At 62.1% G+C, this 18,449-nt stretch carries 17 protein-coding genes and 1 pseudogene; 4 read left to right on the top strand and 14 right to left on the bottom strand.

The window, feature by feature from the left end:
- Positions 1-40: 40 nt before the first annotated feature.
- Positions 41-1,198: a M20 aminoacylase family protein gene (locus ACQUTI_RS03430; RefSeq protein ID WP_004203021.1), complete on the bottom strand. Its 1,158-nt coding sequence runs from the start codon at positions 1,196-1,198 to the stop codon at positions 41-43.
- A gap of 296 nt (positions 1,199-1,494) precedes the next feature.
- On the opposite strand from ACQUTI_RS03430, the gene ACQUTI_RS03435 reads away from it, so the two are divergent.
- From ACQUTI_RS03435 to ACQUTI_RS03445, 3 genes are all read left to right on the top strand, one after another.
- Entirely contained in the window at positions 1,495-2,694 is a 1,200-nt protein-coding gene (locus ACQUTI_RS03435; RefSeq protein WP_004203023.1) for an MFS transporter, read from the top strand.
- 115 nt (positions 2,695-2,809) lie between these two features.
- Positions 2,810-3,244: a VOC family protein gene (locus tag ACQUTI_RS03440; protein WP_428923207.1), complete on the top strand. Its 435-nt coding sequence runs from the start codon at positions 2,810-2,812 to the stop codon at positions 3,242-3,244.
- A 41-nt stretch (positions 3,245-3,285) separates the two neighbouring features.
- Positions 3,286-3,678: a VOC family protein gene (locus ACQUTI_RS03445; protein WP_017899596.1), complete on the top strand. Its 393-nt coding sequence runs from the start codon at positions 3,286-3,288 to the stop codon at positions 3,676-3,678.
- A gap of 129 nt (positions 3,679-3,807) precedes the next feature.
- Here ACQUTI_RS03445 and ACQUTI_RS03450 read toward each other — a convergent pair whose 3' ends face one another.
- From ACQUTI_RS03450 to ACQUTI_RS03490, 9 genes and pseudogenes are all read right to left on the bottom strand, one after another.
- Positions 3,808-4,395, bottom strand: coding sequence for a DUF1062 domain-containing protein (locus tag ACQUTI_RS03450; protein WP_254465463.1), 588 nt, complete (start codon positions 4,393-4,395; stop codon positions 3,808-3,810).
- A 299-nt stretch (positions 4,396-4,694) separates the two neighbouring features.
- Positions 4,695-5,417: an amino acid ABC transporter ATP-binding protein gene (locus ACQUTI_RS03455; RefSeq protein ID WP_002908374.1), complete on the bottom strand. Its 723-nt coding sequence runs from the start codon at positions 5,415-5,417 to the stop codon at positions 4,695-4,697.
- Complete coding sequence (locus ACQUTI_RS03460) at positions 5,404-6,168, bottom strand: amino acid ABC transporter permease (RefSeq protein ID WP_004151161.1); 765 nt, start codon at positions 6,166-6,168, stop codon at positions 5,404-5,406. The genes ACQUTI_RS03455 and ACQUTI_RS03460 overlap by 14 nt, the downstream gene beginning before the upstream one ends.
- Before the next feature lie 63 nt (positions 6,169-6,231).
- Entirely contained in the window at positions 6,232-6,999 is a 768-nt protein-coding gene (locus tag ACQUTI_RS03465) for a basic amino acid ABC transporter substrate-binding protein (RefSeq protein ID WP_004203029.1), read from the bottom strand.
- Between the two features lie 92 nt (positions 7,000-7,091).
- Positions 7,092-8,025: pseudogene (locus ACQUTI_RS03470) on the bottom strand (MurR/RpiR family transcriptional regulator).
- Complete coding sequence (locus ACQUTI_RS03475) at positions 7,991-8,968, bottom strand: ABC transporter substrate-binding protein (RefSeq protein WP_074195275.1); 978 nt, start codon at positions 8,966-8,968, stop codon at positions 7,991-7,993. The pseudogene ACQUTI_RS03470 and the gene ACQUTI_RS03475 overlap by 35 nt, the downstream one beginning before the upstream one ends.
- Entirely contained in the window at positions 8,958-10,010 is a 1,053-nt protein-coding gene (locus tag ACQUTI_RS03480) for a FecCD family ABC transporter permease (protein WP_004203033.1), read from the bottom strand. The genes ACQUTI_RS03475 and ACQUTI_RS03480 overlap by 11 nt, the downstream gene beginning before the upstream one ends.
- Positions 10,007-11,032 carry a FecCD family ABC transporter permease gene (locus ACQUTI_RS03485; protein ID WP_231786708.1) on the bottom strand — a complete coding sequence of 342 codons (1,026 nt, stop codon included), beginning with the start codon at positions 11,030-11,032 and terminating at the stop codon, positions 10,007-10,009. The genes ACQUTI_RS03480 and ACQUTI_RS03485 overlap by 4 nt, the downstream gene beginning before the upstream one ends.
- Positions 11,029-11,850, bottom strand: coding sequence for an ABC transporter ATP-binding protein (locus ACQUTI_RS03490; RefSeq protein WP_004203036.1), 822 nt, complete (start codon positions 11,848-11,850; stop codon positions 11,029-11,031). Before ACQUTI_RS03490 ends, ACQUTI_RS03485 begins: the two co-directional genes overlap by 4 nt.
- Before the next feature lie 505 nt (positions 11,851-12,355).
- Between ACQUTI_RS03490 and ACQUTI_RS03495 the strand changes: the two genes are divergently transcribed.
- Positions 12,356-14,428, top strand: coding sequence for a TonB-dependent siderophore receptor (locus ACQUTI_RS03495; protein ID WP_124989303.1), 2,073 nt, complete (start codon positions 12,356-12,358; stop codon positions 14,426-14,428).
- A gap of 254 nt (positions 14,429-14,682) precedes the next feature.
- Here ACQUTI_RS03495 and ACQUTI_RS03500 read toward each other — a convergent pair whose 3' ends face one another.
- The 4 genes from ACQUTI_RS03500 to ACQUTI_RS03515 are packed head-to-tail and all read right to left on the bottom strand — an operon-like array spanning position 14,683 to position 18,449.
- Positions 14,683-15,471, bottom strand: coding sequence for an ABC transporter ATP-binding protein (locus ACQUTI_RS03500; protein ID WP_017901271.1), 789 nt, complete (start codon positions 15,469-15,471; stop codon positions 14,683-14,685).
- On the bottom strand, positions 15,465-16,460 hold the full coding sequence (locus ACQUTI_RS03505) for an ABC transporter permease (protein WP_017901272.1): 996 nt from the start codon (positions 16,458-16,460) through the stop codon (positions 15,465-15,467). Before ACQUTI_RS03505 ends, ACQUTI_RS03500 begins: the two co-directional genes overlap by 7 nt.
- Positions 16,441-17,478 carry an ABC transporter substrate-binding protein gene (locus ACQUTI_RS03510; protein ID WP_032456230.1) on the bottom strand — a complete coding sequence of 346 codons (1,038 nt, stop codon included), beginning with the start codon at positions 17,476-17,478 and terminating at the stop codon, positions 16,441-16,443. The genes ACQUTI_RS03505 and ACQUTI_RS03510 overlap by 20 nt, the downstream gene beginning before the upstream one ends.
- A complete protein-coding gene (locus ACQUTI_RS03515; RefSeq protein WP_032456231.1) occupies positions 17,475-18,449 on the bottom strand; it encodes an ABC transporter substrate-binding protein in 975 nt (324 codons plus the stop codon). The genes ACQUTI_RS03510 and ACQUTI_RS03515 overlap by 4 nt, the downstream gene beginning before the upstream one ends.

Genomic DNA, 18,449 nt, shown 5'->3' on the forward strand with positions numbered 1-18,449 from the left:
CCTCAGGGAGCGCGCGCTCCCTGCTGCCGCTGCCGGTGGGTTACGCCGCCGGCAGCTGTTTCTCCACCAGCGCCACCCACATCGCCACCCCGTGGCTAATCAGCGCATCGTTAAAGTCATAGCTGGCGTTATGCAGCGGCTTCGACGGCGTTTCGCCATCGGTGCCGATCCAGAAATAGGCCCCCGGACAGGCCTCCAGCATGCAGGCGAAATCCTCTGAGGCCATCGACGGCGCCTGGTTCCAGCGCACCGCCTCCGCGCCAAGGGTGGCGACCGCCACCTCGCGCAGCAGCTGCGCCTGGGGCGCATGGTTTTTGGTCACCGGATACCCCGGAAACCAGCTAATCTCGCCCTGCACATCGGACACCTGCGGCTGGGTCGCCACATAGCTTTCGATAAGCTCCCGCACGCGGGCGCGAACGCGATTGCTCAGGCAGCGGAAGGTGCCGCGCAGCACCACGGTGTCCGGCAGGACGTTGATCGCCTCGCCGCCGTTTATCTGGGTGATGCTGACCACCGCCGAATCCTGTGGCGACAGGCGGCGGGAAGGAATGGTCTGCAGCGCCATAATCAGCTGCGCCGCAGCGACGATCGGATCGGCCCCGCTCTCCGGCATCGCCGCATGGCAGCTTTTGCCGCGCAGGGTGATCTCGAAGGCGTCGAGGGAGGCCATCATCGCGCCATCGCTGAGCGCCACTTCGCCAAGCGGGATCCCCGGCCAGTTATGCAGCGCGTAAATCGCATCCATCGGGAAGCGTTCGAATAACCCCTCTTCCACCATTTTGCGCGCGCCGCCGAGGTTCTCTTCCGCTGGCTGGAAAACAAAGTGGACGGTGCCGCTGAACTGACGGGTCTGCGCCAGATGGGCGGCGGCCGCCAGCAGCATCGCGGTGTGGCCATCGTGGCCGCAGGCGTGCATGACCCCGGCGCGGCGCGAACGGTAACTGACGCTCCCCAGCTCGGTGATCGGCAGGGCGTCCATATCGGCGCGCAGGCCGATGACCGGCCCGGGGCCGTTTTCCAGCGTCGCCACGACGCCGGTGCCGGCCAGCCCGCGATGAACCTGCAGGCCAAACGATGCCAGCAGCTCGGCGACGCGGCGCGAGGTCTCCTGCTCCTGATATCCGAGCTCAGGCGCGGCGTGAAACTCACGTCGCCAGCCTGTGGCTTCGGCGATCAGTGACGGCGATACGGCCATGTATTACTCCTTTCCTGCATAGCGTAATGCTGAATAATTTGGTCATGCGTTGCGTTTTTACCCGTCGCTCACCGGCGTCGGTTCGCTGCCGCTCCCTCCGTTATATCCTGTCGTTAACACGCTGACAACGTCACGAAATGCGGCGGCGGCGCGGCGTACAGGCCTGCCGTCGCCCGGCGGTCCTTTTTTGGTAGTGATTTCAACGGTGACAACGGCCAGGCGATTAATTATTATGCAGCTCAGGACGGCAATTTGCCGAAGGATCCACTACTGACCTCTCCGTCATCGGAAATAAAATGTTTAACCCAGACCAGAATCGTCTTGCTCCCACGCTGGCGATGATCATGGCCGCGTCGCTCGTGGGATTTATCACCGGCTATACGGTGCCGTTAATCAGTCTTGAGCTGGCGCAGCAGCAGATCGCGCCGCTGTATGTCGGCCTGCTGGCCGCCCTGCCGCCCGCCGGCATGATGATCTCCTCTTTCCTCTCTCCTGCGCTGTGCCGGCGCGTTGAGATGGGCGTGCTGCTGAGCGGCAGTTTGATCCTGCTGGCGCTGGCGACCATCGCCTCATGCATGACCACCGATATGACGCTGCTTCTGCTGCCGCGCCTGCTGACCGGCCTGGCCTCCGGGGTCATTATCGTCCTCGGTGAAAGCTGGATCACCGGCGGCGCGGCAGGCAACCAGCGCGCCACCCTCACCGGTATCTACGCCTCGGCCTTTACCGGCTGCCAGCTGGCCGGGCCGCTGCTGATCTCCGTCGGCCCCGCCTGGCAGGCCTCGGCGCTGATGGCGATCGTCGCGGTCACCGCCGTCTGCCTGCTGATGCTGCGCCATCTGCCCACCGGCACCCGCGAAAGCCTTGGGGAGCGCGCCAGCTGGCGCAGCCTCGGCGCCTTCCTGCCGGTACTGGCCTCCGGGGTCTTCTGCTTCGCTTTCTTCGACGCCAGCATCCTCGCCCTGCTGCCACTGTACGGTATGGATAAAGGGCTTAATGAAGGAATGGCGGTGCTGCTGGTGACCGTGGTACTTACCGGGGATGCGATGTTCCAGACCCCGCTCGGCTGGCTGGCCGACCGGGTCGGCATTCGCCGCGTGCATCTGGCCTGCGCGGTGGTTTTCAGCCTGTCGCTGCTGGCCCTGCCGCTGATGCTCGGTTCGCGCATTCAGCTGATGGCCATTTGCCTGCTGCTGGGCGCCGCGGCGGGGGCGCTTTATACCCTGTCGCTGGTACGGGCGGGGAAAACCTTCAGCGGACAGAAGCTGATTATGATTAACGCCCTGTTCGGCTTTTTCTGGTCCGCCGGCAGCGTCGCCGGGCCGGTAGTCAGCGGCATGCTGATCGGCATCACCGGCTACGATGGCCTGATCGCCACCCTGGTGGCCAGCGGCGTGCTGTTCCTGCTGATCCAGTGTCTGTGCAAAAACGAGAAAACCCTGCTCGCCAGCGAGCAGGAAGACGACATGGACGAAGCGACGGAGTCCGCGCAGTAGTCCTGACGGGCTGGCCTGGCGCCAGCCCTTTTTTTATGGCCCTTACCTGAGGGAATCCTGTTCTTGCTGGCTCACTGCTATAACCATTGCCGGCCCCCTGCCGAGAGGAAATTCCATGGAAAGCATGACGTTACATCGTGGCAGATTGATCGCTCATATCCTGCTGGTTGTCGAAGACTTTGAGGCAAGCAAAGACTTCTATACTGCCGTACTGTCGGCGCTGGAGATCCCGGTTATTACCACCGCTAATGACTACTTGCTGGCCGACGAACTGGTGGTGGCCTCACGCCACAGCCCGGAGGCTGCCGGGAAACTGACAGGACGCCACCACCTGGCGTTCCAGGCCAGAGATCGTGATAGGGTGGACGCTTTTTACCATGCGGCGCGGACCCATGGCGGCCGCGATAACGGCGCGCCTGGCGAACGACATTATCATCCTGGATACTATGCCGCTTTTGTGCTGGATCCGCAGGGGAATAATATTGAGGCGGTCTACCATGGCGAGGCTGAGCGCAGCGCCGGGTCTGTTGCGATCAGCTTCACGCAGTAAGCGGGCGAAAGACACCTTTTTGCCCGCAACAGGAGGACACTATGTTTTCATACATCATGTTGGGAACCAATGACCTGCCACGCGCCATCAAGTTCTATGACCCGTTAATGGCGCTGCTGGGACACGTCAAAGCCGGTCGTAACGAACAGGGGGCGTCCTGGGGCACCTTCAATGGCAACCACACCTGTGGGCTGTGCGTGGGCGTTCCTTTTGACCTGCAGCCTGCCGGGGTGGGTAATGGAACGATGGTGGCGCTTAACGCCCGCTCCGTCGAACATATTGCGGAACTGCATGCCCTCGCCCTGCAACTCGGCGGACGTGACGAAGGCGCTCCCGGTCATCGCCCACAATATGGCAACGGCTTTCACAGCGCCTACGTCCGCGATCCCGACGGCAATAAGCTGGCGTTTGTTTATTATGCGTCGGCAGCTTGAATGGCTGCTGCGGAAGTGCCTTTTTCAGGCAGTAATGCGTCATTCAGGACGGCCGACTTCGTCGTCCTGATTTCATTGAGAATCACGAAAAACCGCGGTTAAAGCGCTACGACTTCTCTCCCCGACGAGTTATCTACCGCGAAGTGATAACGTAATCCGGCGTCGCGCATACAGCGTTTCCGCCGCCAGCTGAAAATGATATTCCATCGCCTTCAGCTTTTTCGTCTTGAGCTGTTTTAGTGGAATACCCTCGATATGCCCTGTCGCGACCAACCACCGGATTTCAGCCGTACTCAGCTTGAGCTGTTTTTTCAGTATTGATAGCAGGCTGATGCGAAATGGCTGACTGACTCTGACGCGCACCGTTATCCGCGGGCACGCCATCAGCGTCACCGACCATTGCTCATGAATACGAAAATCAGGTTGCCCCGACGGCTCGGCGCGGTTGCGCTTCAGCGTCGCGAGGTCAGCGGCATAATAGTGAACCATAGCTGCATCGTTCTGCCTCAGGCGCTGAAGCAGTTTACGGTTTATCTTGCTGACGTGCAGCCTGGAAAACAGGGCGATATTCCACGTGTAATCGCAGTGCGTGCATTTATAGATGCTCCAGATATCCAGCAGCTTCTTTTGCGAATTCACCCGGATGGCGCCGGAAGGTGCGAAGTCGCGTTTTACATTGCAGGCGGGGCAGCGTTTGGCAATGTGCTGATACCCCACGGGCGTGACCGTCCATGTAACTGTCATAACGTACCTTTTTTAACCCATACGAAACCGAGTCCGTCATTAACGGACCATGATTTTTGGCGTATGAAAAATAGTTAGTCGCTATTTTTCAGTGGGTTAAAAAAAGATTTCCAACGTTATATTCCTGGAGAAGCCCAAAGCGATACCCGGAGATTAACAAAGGGGTTATCGCGGGATATATGAGTTCAGTCAATGTTTATACTGATGATGAAAAACATCATCAATATATTTGACAACACTCAGCGGGCTGGCCTGGCGCCAGCCCGCTCGGTTTACAGCACCTTGCTGAGGAACGCGGCGGTGCGTGGGTTGCTCGGCGCGCTAAAGATCTGCCCCGGCTTGCCCTCTTCCTGAATCACGCCCTGGTCGATGAAGATCACCCGGTCGGCCACTTCGCGGGCAAAGCCCATTTCGTGTGTCACGATCACCATGGTCATCCCCTCGCTGGCGAGGTTTTTCATTACCTCCAGCACGTCGCCCACCAGCTCCGGATCCAGCGCCGAAGTGGGCTCATCAAACAGCATAATCGACGGCTTCATCGCCAGCGCGCGGGCGATGGCTACCCGCTGCTGCTGGCCGCCGGACAGGCTCGAGGGCCAGGCGTCGCGCTTATCGCTTAAGCCCACCTTCGCCAGCAAGGCTTCCGCCAGGTCGACCGCCTGCTGGCGCGGCATATTGCGCAGATTCATCGGCGCCATAATCAGGTTTTCCAGCACCGTCATATGCGGGAACAGGTTAAAGCGCTGGAACACCATGCCAACGCTTTCGCGCATCTTGTTGAGGTCGGTAGTGCGGTCGTGAGCGGCAAAGCCGTTGACCACCACCTCGCCTTCGCTGACCGTCTCAAGGGCGTTCATACAGCGCAGGAAGGTACTTTTCCCCGAGCCGGACGGGCCGATGATGCACACCACTTCCTGCGGTTTAATATCGCAGCTGATGCCGCGCAGCACGTGGCTGTCGCCGAAGCGCTTATGTAAATTATTAATGTGAATCACTTTTGCCAAACCTCTTTTCCAGACGGTTAACCAGCTGCGCCAGCAGGAAGGTGATCACCCAGTAGACCAGGGAGATGGTCAGGTAGGGTTCCCAGTAGGTGGCGTAGGCGCCGGAGACGGTTCGCGCGGCGTAGGCCAGATCGGCCAGGCCAATTGCCGAGGCCAGCGACGAGTCCTTAACAATGGCGATGGCGTTGTTGCCCAGCGGCGGCAGAATGCGGCGAAACGCCTGGGGCAGGATCACCTTGCGCATGGTTTTCCACCACGGCATGCCCAGCGCGCGGGAGGCCTCCATCTGCCCTTTGTCGATCGACTGGATGCCGGCGCGGAAAATCTCCGACACATAGGCCCCGGCGTTAAGGGTGATCGCCACGATGCAGGAGAGGAACGCCCCGTAGCTGGCGCGCAGCTCGCGGGCAAAGTCGGCGCTCATCAGGCCGCTGGTCACCAGCAGGCCGTCGCGCGGGTTGATAAATAGCGGCACCAGAGCAAAGTGCACCACCATGATCTGCACGAACAGCGGCGTACCGCGGAAGGCGCTAACGTAAAAGCGCACCGGAAACTGCACCAGGTAGCGGAGAATATATTTCCACGGCCCGTGCTCGGCCTTCGCCATCCGTCCGAGACCGAGGGTTAACCCCCACAGCGTCCCGAGGATCACGCAGATAATGGTACATTTAATCGTCATCAGGGCGCCGTCCACAAACAGCGGGCCGTACTCCTCGATGATCTCCCAACGGAATCCCGTCATAGTCCTTCCCTAAAAAATACGGCTATCGCCTGGGCGATAGCCGTGGTCACTGAAAAAGGTGGCTTATTGCGCTGGCAGCGTCGGCACGTTGTCGTCGAACCAGGTTTTATAGATTTTGGCGTAAGTCCCGTCGGCAACGATCTTCTGCAGACCGGCGTTGATTTTGCCCAGCAGTTCGCTGTTGCCTTTCGCCACCGCGATACCGAAATATTGACGTTCGAATTTGGCATCCGGCACCAGCTTGAACTGCTTCTCCGGGTGCTGTTTGATGTAGTACTTCACCACCCCGACGTCACCCACCGCGGCGCTGACGCCGTCCTCGAACAGTTCCTGGAGCATCAGCGGGGTATTGTCGAAGCGCTTGATCGCCGTGCTGTTCTTGCCCAGCACCTCAGAAACCACGATATCGCCGGTGCTGGAGTTCACCACCCCGACCTTCTCGTTTTTCAGGGCCGCCAGCGAATCCACCTTCGAGTCCTGGGCGACGACGATCGACTGCTCGGCCGGGAAGTACGGCGCGGAGAAATCGACCATCTGTTTGCGTTTATCGGTGATGGTGATCCCGGAGATGATGATGTCGCGGTCGCCGGTGTTCAGCGTGGCGAAGATGCCTTCCCATGGGGTATTGACCAGCTTGACGTCAAAGCCTTCGGCTTTGGCGATGGCTTTAATGATGTCGATGTCGAAACCTTCCAGCTGTTTCTGGCTGTTTTCAAATTCAAACGGCCGGTAGGTGCCGCCGGAGCCGACGGTATAGGTTTCCGCAGCCGCCTGTCCGGCTGCCGTCAGCGCGGCCATCATGAAACACGCTTTGAGCAAATTCTTGACCATGAGATTTCCTTTTTATGCATTTATTTTGCATAAAAATACACACACTGACTTTTATATGCAACCGGAAACCTTCCCGCTGGTGAATTATCTTATCAACTGCCGCGTTTACCGCCGGATTTACCAATGGCCCGGTGCAGGTCGTTGATTCGCTTCAGGGATTTCACCGTTTTTTGTGGCGTGGTGGAGGCCACCGACAGAACAATCATCTCCAGACACACCAGCACCGTGCCGTGCAGCGGCATCCGGCTACTGTCCCCGCCGCGCGGGACGTCAATCACCACCTGCGCCTCCTGGCTGAAGCGCGAGTCCACCGCCTGGGTCAGCAGGATGGTCGGAATACCCAAGCGCTTCGCCTCGCGCAGGGTGGTCATCCCCTCACGATGGGGCGATTTTTGCCCCATCATGATCAGCACATCGCCGCGCTGCAGGCCGATGAGCTGCTCGGCGAGGCTGAAACCCGTGCGGTTCATCACATACGCCGGCAGGCCAATGCGGCTGAACAGCCGGGCGGTGTATTCGGCGAGGATCCCCGAGGCGCCGATACCGAAGATCCCCACCTGGCGTGCGTCGCTGAGCAATGCCACCGCCTGAGCCACCGCCGCGCGGTTGTCGGCCCGCGACAGGATCTCGCAAACCCGTTGATGGCCTTCCAGCACAAAATCAATACTGGAATTGACGTCGCTGGAGAGCGCGGTGACCGTGGAGCGCATCTTTTCCGCCGAGGTGACCGAGGTGCCGAACCAGCGCTCCATGGTCTGCTTAAGCTCGCGCAGCCCGGCGAAGCCCAGCGCCTGGATGGCGCGCACCACCGTGGCGTCGGAGGTCTGGGTCGCAGCGGCGATCTCCATCGCCGTCTGCTCCAGCACCACCTCGCGGTTGTCGTTGATATAGCTGACCACGGCCCGCAGTCGGGGAGAGAGCTGATGCGCCCGGGCGCGATAGCGTTCGCCGAACAGGTCGACCCGCCCCTTCTCTTTTTTTATCGCGCTTTTCATTTGGCCTCCGCCGGGAGCGGCCTGCCGGCAATATGCGACTGCACCTGGGCCACCATCAGGGAGAGCGCGGCGTAGGAGTTGGAGATCACCTCCTCCCGCGGCAGCAAAATATAGTGCCCGGTGCGGCAGGCGCGCATAAAGTCGCACCAGCCGGGCATCACCGCTTCCATCGCCTGCAGCTCATCCTGCGGCTTGCCGCCGGTATCCGACCGCCAGGTGGCGAAGACAAAATCGGCGTCCAGCTCCGGCAGCTGTTCCGCGCTGACGTCAATGCGCTGGCCGTCGGGGATCCGCTCAATCAGCGGCGGAAAGCGGAACCCGGCGTCGCGCAGCACCCGGCCCAGGGCATGATACGAATGATGCACCGTGACCTTGCCATTGTTCGCCTGGATCACCGAGACGGTGTACTGAGAAGGGTTGACCATCGCTTTCAGCTGCTTGATTTGTTCCTGATAGCGACGCTCAAGGATCGCCAGCCGCGGCTGGGTGCTGGTCAGCTGGGCCAGCTTGCGGTAAATCTCCGGGGCGCTGCCCTGTAAATGGTCGATACTCACCGTCGGGGCAATCTTCTCCAGCTGCTCCACCGACACGTGGCGACTGGGCTCGGTGATGATCAGATCCGGCCTGACGGCAGCCACCGCTTCCAGATCGATATCGGCGGTGCCAATAAAGCGGATATCGCTGTTATCGAAATCGACACCGGTGAGCTGGGCGCTGGAGCGCAGATAGTGGCTGCCGTCCGGGCGCGTGCGGCCGTGGCTGGCGATCGGTGGTACCCCGAGCTCAATCAGCGGAATAGTAATATCGAGATCGTGCATCGAAACAATGCGCTGCGGATGCAGCGGGACGGTGACCGTGCGGCCTAAATCATCGGTAAAAGTTTGAGTATGTGGGTCGGCGGCGCTGACGGCCCCCGTCAGCAACAGCAGCAATGAGACGAACCAACGCATAATACCTTCCTGATTAAAGGGCATCACGGCGACGCCAGAGCAAGACAACAAAGAACGGGCAGCCCACCAGGGCAATCACAATCCCCGCCGGGATCTGCAGCGGCGCAAACGCCAACCGGCCAAGGGTATCGGTCGCCAGCACCAGCAAGGCGCCAATCAGGGCGCTGCCGCTCAGCAGCGAGACCTGGCCGCCGCGCAGCACGAAACGCGCCATATGCGGCGCCATCAGGCCCACAAAGCCCAGGCTGCCGACGCAGGAGACGCTGGCCGAGGTCAGCAGCACCGGGGCGAAAAAGCGCAGCAGAGTCAACTGCTGCAGACGCACCCCGAGGCCGATGGCGGTTCGGTCGCCCAGCAGCGCCGCGTCCGCCGCCCGGGCGGTACAGAACAGGATGATGGCCCCGGGCAGCGCCCAGCAAAAGGCCACCGCCAGCAGCGGCCAGGTGGCGGCCTGCAGGCTGCCCGCCAGCCAGATCATCGCCGTCTGCACGTCGCGTACGTCGGCGGTGGTCATAAAGATGCCGACCGCCGCCGCCAGGGTCCAGGAGACGCCGATGCCAATTAAAATAAAGCGCGGCCGCGAGCAGTCGCGGGCCAGCGTCAGGACCAGCAGGGCCACCGCCACGCCACCGACCATCCCCGCCAGCGGCCGCCAGACCAGGCCTACCGCCGGGAAAAACAGCACCAGCGCCAGGACCACGATGCTGGCCCCCTCTTTAACGCCGATCAGCCCCGGGTCGGCCAGCCCGTTGCGGGTGATACTCTGCATCGCCGCGCCGGCCAGCCCCAGCATGGCCCCGCACAGCAGCGCCATCAGGATCCGCGGCAGGCGAATATCAAACAGAATAAAGCGCGGCTGCTCGCCAATCTCCTGTGGCGCCAGCAGGGCCTGCGCCAGCGTCGATGCGGGCAGCGGATAGCTGCCGCGGCTGAGGCTGTACAGCCCGAGCGCCAGCAGCATCAGCAGCATAAAGGCGGCAATTTTCAGCGCCGCCGGGCGCAGCAGCAGCTGGCGGGAAGCGAAAAGCAGCGGCCGAAAACCGGCCCGGTGAACGGCGCGCGTCATTTAAAAAACCTCGCGGCGATAAAGATAAACAGCGGTGCGCCCACCAGGGCGGTCATCGCCCCGGTGGCCAGCTCCTGCGGCGCGACCAGCGTCCGGGCGGCGATATCTGCCAGGAGCAGCACCAGCGCCCCTACCGGCGCCGCCAGGGGCAGCGCCAGGCGGATATCTTCCGTCACCAGACGGCGCACCACGTGCGGCACCACCAGCCCGACGAAGCCGATCGGTCCGGCCACCGCCACCGCCGCGCCGCAGAGCAGCGCAATCGCCAGCAGGCCCAGCAGCCGCGTCTGGACGAGGTTCACGCCGAGGCCCAGCGCCACCTTATCCCCCAGAGCCAGCACGTTAAGGCGCGGGGCAAGGAACAGCGCGACGCCAAGGCCGATCAGCGCCGGGACCAGCGCCGTCCACAGCGTGCTCCAGTTCAGCCCGGCCAGATCGCCCGCCAGCCAGGTGCGCATCGCCAGCAGCGTTTGTTCATCGAGAATTAATATCGCCGCCGTCACCGCCGACGCAAACGCCGACAGCGCTACCCCGCACAGCGTGATGCGCAGCGGCGTCGCTCCGCCGCGACCGGCAGAGGCCAGCACCATCACCCCGCCGAACAGCAGTGCCGCGCCGCAGGCGGCGGTCAGCGGCCGCGCGGCGGGGAAAGCGCCGAGAGAGAACCCCAGCGCGGAGGTCGCCACCACTGCCAGCGACGCGCCGGCGTTAAGGCCGAGGATATGCGGCTCGCCCAGCGGGTTGCGGATCACCGTCTGCAGCAGCAGCCCGGCGACGCCGAGCGCCGCGCCGGTCAGCAGCGCCGCCGCCAGCCGCACCAGGCGCAGTTCGACGATAATCCGCTGCTCGAAATTGCGCGGATTGTACTCCAGCAGCGCCTGCAGCACCGTCTGCGGGGCGATCCAGCGGGCGCCCAGGCCAAGATGCACCAGCGAACCGGCGATAAGCAGCAGCGTAAGCAGGAGCAGCGCCAGTCGGGGACGGGCGCGCCGCCGCGCGGAAAGCAGGATAGTCACGCTCATTGCGCCGCCGCCTGGCGGGCGCGAAACGGCATAAAGAAGGGTTTGCCGGTTTGCGGGTTAATCGACATCTGCACGTCAACGTCAAACACGCGTTTAATCAGCTCAGGGCTACAGACTTCGTTGTCGCTAATCGTACCGGCGATGCGCCCCTGTTTGAGAAACACCAGCAGATCGGCGTAGTTCACGGCAAAGTTGAGGTCATGGAGCACCGTCACCACCGTGCGGCCATGTTCGCGGGTCAGGGTCTGGAGCAGCTCGAGGATATCGACCTGATAGCGCAGATCGAGCCAGGTGGTCGGCTCATCGAGCAGAATGGTGGCCGTTTGCTGGGCCAGCGCCATGGCGATCCAGCAGCGCTGACGCTGGCCGCCGGAGAGGCTGTCCACCGGCAGATGAGCGAACTCGCGGGTGCCCGTTAAGCGCAGCGCCTCCTCCACCGCCAGCTCATCGGCGTCTGACCACTGGCGCATCAGACCCTGCCACGGATAGCGCCCACGCGAGACCAGCTCGAAAACCGTTAACCCTTCCGGGGTCAGCGGCGATTGCGGCAGGATCCCGAGCTGGCGCGAGACGGCCTTCGTCGGCATCTGATGAATGGCTTGCCCGTCCAGACGCACGCAGCCGCCGAGCGGCTTCAGCATCCTGGCGATAGTCGACAACAGCGTTGATTTGCCGGAGCCGTTCGCCCCTGCCAGCACCGTCATTTTGCCGCTGGGGATGGTCAGGTTGATGTCGTCAACGATCAGGGTCTGGCCGTAGCCGGCTGACAGGGCATCCAGTACGATCCCCTGCTCTGCAGGTGTCACCCGCTGTGGCATAACTCGCTCCTGCGCCGCAGCGTTCCAGGCGATGGCTGGACATTCTGCAGTCAAATCAAAATAAATCTCATTCTCTTTTGATCATGACGGGGATGAATGTAGTAGTCAATAGTCGCCATCGTCTTCCTGCGGAGACGCTGACTACAGCGAGGCTGCGCCAACACAACATAATTTAAATAAAACAATATCAAAGAGATAACTGCATAACGCTCCCTACTGGAGGCGTTTAAAACGTCCTGTTCCTCGCCGCTGAAATTTTATCTTGCATAACGTTTACTACTACATTCCTTCATGGTTGAATGATTCTCAATTACACATATAAAGGCGCATTCAGACGCTAAACCACGTGTTTTTATTATTCAGGGCAATGATTTTATTGGCTTTATCTGACCGCAAAGGCAGATTCGTTCACGAGAAAAAGATAATGACTCAACCCCATGTCGCCGTCACCTCGTTGCAAGGGCGGGCGCTTTTTTCGCTTCTTTTTTTGGCCTCACCGGGATTAATGGCCGCGGAAAATCACGCGGCGAAAGATAACAACGATGCGGAAGAGACCATCACCGTGGTGGCCAACGACGCCCGGCAGAGCGCCACCAGCGGCTATCAACCGCTCAGCTCCTCTACCGCGACGTTGACCTCAATGCCGCTGCTGGATATTCCGCAGGTGGTGAATACCGTCAGCGATCGGGTTCTCGAAGATCAGCACGCCACCTCGCTCGATGAGGCGCTGTATAACGTGGCCAACGTGGTGCAGACCAACACCCTTGGCGGCACCCAGGACGCTTTTACCCGCCGCGGCTTCGGCGCTAACCGCGACGGCTCGATCATGACCAACGGCCTGCGCACCGTGCTGCCGCGCAGCTTTAACGCCGCCACCGAACGGGTGGAAGTCCTGAAGGGACCCGCCTCGACGCTGTACGGTATTCTCGACCCCGGCGGGCTGATCAACGTCATTACCAAACGGCCTGAGCGGCAGTTCTCCGGTTCGGTTTCCGGGACCTCCACCAGCTTTGGCGGCGGCACCGGCAGCGTCGACGTCACCGGCCCCATCGAAGGCACGAATCTGGCGTACCGGCTGATCGGCGAATATCAGAATGAGGATTACTGGCGCAACTTTGGTAAAAACAAAAGCCGCTTTATCGCCCCTTCCCTGACCTGGTTTGGCGACCGGGCGACGGTGACCGCGTCCTATTCGCACCGCGACTACAGCGCCCCCTTCGACCGCGGCACTATCTTCGATCTCAATACCGGGCATGCGGTGAACGTCGATCGCAAAACCCGCTTCGATGAAGCCTTTAATATTACCGATGGCTATTCCGACCTCGCCCAGCTCAACGCCGAGTATCGCCTTAACGACGCCTGGACCGCGCGCTTCGATTACAGCTACAGCCAGGATCACTATAACGATAACCAGGCGCGGGTGATGGCCTATGACTCGGCGACCGGCAACCTCACCCGCCGGGTTGACGGTACCCATGGCTCCACGCAGAAGATGCACTCGACCCGCGCCGACCTGCAGGGCAACGTGGTGGTGGGCGGCTTTTATAACGAACTGCTGACCGGCGTCGCCTATGAGAATTACGATCTGCTGCGCACCGATATGCTGCGCTGCAAGAACGTGAAAGGCTTTAACATCTATCATCCGGTCTACGGCACCCTGGACACCTGCAATACCGTCTCCGCGTCCGATAGCGATCAGCGGATCCAGCAGGAGAGCTATGCCGCTTACGTGCAGGACGCGCTGTACCTCACCGACAACTGGATCGCCGTCGCCGGCGTGCGCTACCAGTATTACACCCAGTACGCCGGTAAAGGCCGACCGTTTAACGTCAATACCGACAGCCGCGATGAGAAATGGACGCCGAAAGCCGGCCTGGTCTACAAAGTGAGGCCGAACGTGTCGCTGTTCGCCAACGTCGCCCAGTCGTTTATGCCGCAGTCGTCGATCGCCAGCTATATCGGCGAGCTGCCGCCGGAAGAGTCCACCGCCTACGAAGTGGGCGCCAAATTCGACCTGCTGGAGGGCATTACCGCCAATATCGCGCTGTTTGATATCCATAAGCGCAACGTGCTGTACACCGAGAGTATTGGTGATGAGACGGTGGCGAAAACCGCGGGCAAGGTGCGTTCCCAGGGGGTGGAGGTGGATCTGGCCGGGTCAATTACCGATAACCTCAGCATGATTGCCAGCTACGGCTATACCGACGCCAAAGTGCTGGAAGATCCGGATTACGCCGGGAAACCGCTGCCGAACGTACCGAAGCACACCGGTTCGCTGTTCCTGACCTATGACATTCATAACGTCTACAACAGCAACACCCTGACGGTCGGCGGCGGCGGCCATGCGGTCAGCAAGCGCTCCGGCACCAACGGCGCGGATTATTATCTGCCGGGCTATGCGGTGGCAGACGTGTTCGCCGCCTATAAGATGAAGCTGCAGTATCCGGTGACGCTGCAGGTGAACGTGAAGAACCTGTTTGATAAGACCTATTACACCTCTTCCATCGGCACCAATAACCTCGGTAACCAGATTGGCGATCCGCGTGAGGTGCAGTTCACGGTGAAGATGGATTTTTAACCCTTACCCTGGCAACGGATGTCGATTGCCGGGCGGCGCTGCGCTTGCACCGGCCTACGGACCTTCCCCTCGAGTTCGTAGGCCCGGTAAGGCGCAGCCGCCATCGGACAAAACAGGCGCCCGGCGCCGGATGCCCATTGCCGGGCGGCGCTGCGCTTGCACCGGCCTACAACAGCATGGCCTGCGGTCCTTCCCCTTCCTGTGGAGTTCGTAGGCCCGGTAAGGCGCAGCCGCCACCGGGCATTGCGTTCAGCTTACCAGTCCTCCTCCTGGCCGAGGATGCGCAATATATCCTGACGATGCTGCAGCAGCTGCGGGTTATCGCGATGGCGGGGAAAGGCCAGCGGCAAGGCGAACTCGGCGATAATCCGCCCCGGACGCGGCGACATCACCAGCACCCGCTCGCACAGCAGCAGCGCCTCTTCGATATCGTGGGTCACCAGCAGGCTGGTATAACCCTGCTGCTGCCAGAGGGCGATCAGCTCCCGCTGCATACTGATGCGGGTCAGCGAGTCCAGCTTGCCCAGCGGTTCGTCGAGCAGCAGCAGGCGCGGCTCGTTCAACAACGCGCGCGCCAGCGCGGCGCGCTGCGCCATCCCCCCTGACAGCTGCCGCGGCCACGCCTCGCTGAAGGCCTGCAGCCCGATGCGGTCAATCAGCGCGTCGGCCTTTGCTTCCAGCCCCCTTTTGCCCTGCGCCTGCGGGCCCAGCAGTACGTTCTGCCGCACCGTCAGCCACGGATAGAGCGTCGGATCCTGAAACACCAGTATGCGCTCCGGCCCCGGAGCGCCGAGCGGCGCGCCGTCGAACTGCATCTGTCCGCTCTGCGGCGCTTCCAGCCCGGCCAGCAGCCGCAGCAGGGTGGATTTACCGCAGCCGGAAGGACCCAGCAGCGCCACGCTTTCCCCCGGCCGCAGCTGCAGGCTGATATTCTCCAGCACCGGCACCGCCTGTTTGCCGAGCGTAAACGCGTGATGAAGATGGCTTATCGATACCGCCGCGCCGCGCGCTATCGTCTGCGAACCTGACGTCGCGGTTACCATTGCATCCCTCCCCGCTGCCAGCTCAGCAGCTTATCGCGCAGCATAAATAATCCGCTAATCAGGCCGGAGCACAGCAAGGCCATCACCAGCAGCGCGGCGTACATATTGGGATAGGCCGCCCAGCCCTGGGCCCACTGGAGGTAAAAGCCGATCCCCGACTTCACCCCGACCATTTCAGCCACAATCAGCACCGAAAACGACGCGCCAAGCCCCATAAACAGGCCGACAAAGACGTTCGGCAGCGCGGCGGGGATCGCCACCCGCAGGATCAGGAAACGCTGGCTGGCGCCGAGGGTCCGCGCCACGTCGTACCATGCCTTGTCAATGCCAATGACCCCGGACCAGGTCAGCACCGTAACCGGGAACCAGGTGCTCAGCGCAATCAAAAACACACTGGCGCCGAAGCTTGACGGAAAAATAAACAGGCACAGCGGCAGCAGCGCGGTAGACGGCACCGGCCCCAGCAGGCGTAACACCGGATGGACCCAGTAGCCAATCCGTTGCGACCAGCCAATGGCCAGACCGGTGATGAACCCGCTGCTGGTGCCGAGCAGCACGCCGAGCCCCAGCAGCCCCAGGGAGTGCAACAGGCTGTCGAGCAGACGCGGCCAGTCATCATGCAGCACCTCGATCAGCGCCTGCGGCGGCGCGAAAAACGGCACCGGCAGCACGCCGCTCTTGGCGGTCAGCCCTTCCCAGGCAGCGAACAGCACCGGCAGCAGCGCCAGCCACTTGCCGGCATGCCGCACGCGCGCGCCGCGCGCTCGCCAGTAGCGATAGCTCAGCGCCAGCAGCAGCAAGCCGCCGCCGAAGGTGAACTGCGCCAGCGCCCAGCCCTCGCTAAACGGCCAGCGCCGCCCGGCATCGGGCCAGGTCAGAGTAAACAGACCGCCCAGCAGCCACAGCGCGGCGGCCAGCAGCCCTTCTCCCCACAGCGGCGCGCGGCCGGTGGGGCGCGCCAGAGCCTGCTCAAGCGAAGACGTTGGCATAGATACTCTCCGCAAACTGATGGGGATCGGTGCCCGGTTTGATCACCTGCACCCGCTGCAGGTCGACCGCGTACTGCGTCAGCTCTTTCACGAACGCCTCACCCACCGCGTGGTGGCCGTGCCCCTGCCCGTGCAGAATGCCGCTCACCTCCGCTTCATTGGTATTGAGCGCATGGGCAAGGAAGGATTGCGCCACGCTTTCCGGGTGTTCTGCGGCATAGCTGTGCGCTTCAAGGATCGCCTGAGTGAGCGCCGCGGCGGCCGGTTTATGGTCCCGCGCCAGGCTCCCGCTCACCCCCAGCACGCAGCAGCTGAGGTTGGCATAATCTCCGGTCATATTGCTGGCGACAAGCTGATACTTGCCGGTCTCCAGCAGCCGATAGCTGAACGGCTCGCTGCCGCTGATGGCGGCGATTTCGCGTTTGTCCAGCGCCACGCTGAGCAGATCCGCCGGGTAGACTTTCCACTGCACGTCGCTGATCGGGTCGATACCGTGGCGCTTAAGCAGAATGGCGAAGAAGTTTTTATCCGGCCCGGCCATGTCGGTGACGCCGATGGTTTGTCCCTTCAGGCTCTCGAGGCCGCCGAACGGCGAGTCTTTGGCCGTCAGCAGGTTAAGACAGCCGCCGTGGGTCCCGGCGGTGAGCTTGACGTCAAAGCCCTGCTCCAGCGCCTTCAGCCAGCGCAGCGCCATCCCCACCCCGGCGTCGGCCTTGCCGGTGGCGATCGCCTCCAGCAGCACATCGGTGGAGTTACCGAAGTTAACAAACTCAACGTCGAGGTTATATTTACTGAAAATCTTCTGCTGCTCGGCGACGGCGACCGGCGCGAGGCATACCGCACTTTTATTGATCGCCAGCTTGATCTTGTAGGGCTCTGGCAGGCGCAGCGCCGGATGGGCATCGCCGCTGGCCATCTCCGCCATATCGTGAGCCCACAGCGGCAGAGAGACCCCGGCCAGCGCCAGGCCGCCGCTGAGCTGTAAAAAACGGCGGCGGGAAAAAGCGGATCGGCTCATGGCGTCACCTCCGCGTGGGCCGCCGCGGCGGGCACGCTAAAGCTGGGGTCAAAGGTCGGCTTCACGTCCAGCCGGGTGCGGATCAGGCCGTTGGCGAGATAAAAGTCCGCCGTCGCCTGCTGCTGGGTCACGGTTTCCTCTGCCAGCGGCTGCCACTGCGACTGGCGGTTGGCAAACTGCGCGCGGGCGATCTCGGCCGGGAAGCGGATGATCTCCCCCAGCGTTTTGCCGTAGCTGTCGAGATTGGCGTAGGCCCAGCGCTCGGCGCCGGCCAGGCGCTGGAGATAATCCTGCAGCGCGGCGCGCTTTTGCGGATCGTTAAGCGCGGAATCCGTTGCCGCAAGGAAGGTATTCCCCGGCAGCAGCCCTTTGCCGCTCACCAGGATCTGCCCCTCGTTGGTCTTCACCATCTGGGTGGTGTAGGGTTCCCAGGTCGCCCAGGCGTCCACCGAACCGTTAAGCAGCGCCACTTTGGCGTCCACCGGGCCGAGGAACACCCACTGCACCTCCTTCGGCGAGATGCCCGCCTGCTCGAGCGCTTTCAGCGCCACGAAATGACCAATCGACCCTTTGCCGGTGGCAATGCGCTTGCCTTTTAACCCGGCGGCGGTTTTTATCGCGCTGCCGGGGGAAACCAGCACTGCGGTCCCCGCCGGGTTGCTTTTGTCCACGGCAATCGCTTTCACCGGCGCGCCGTTAGCCAGGGCGAAGAGCAGCGGCGCATCGCCGATGATCCCCGCGTCCACGGCGCCCGCGTTAAGGGCTTCCGCCAGCGGCGCGGCGGCCGGGAACTCGGCCCACTTAATGTCATAGGGGAGGTTTTGCAGGGCGTTGGCCGCCTCCAGCTGCGAACGCATGCCGCCTTTTTGATCGGCAATGCGCAGGGTAAGCCGCTCCTGCGCCGTCGCGTAACCGCCCAGCGCCAGCAGCATCAGCGCTGCCGCCACCCGGCCTGAGAATGATAGACGCAT

It is taken from the genome of Klebsiella sp. 7-CIP_Kleb. (assembly GCF_050378655.1).
Taxonomy (GTDB): domain Bacteria; phylum Pseudomonadota; class Gammaproteobacteria; order Enterobacterales; family Enterobacteriaceae; genus Klebsiella; species Klebsiella quasipneumoniae.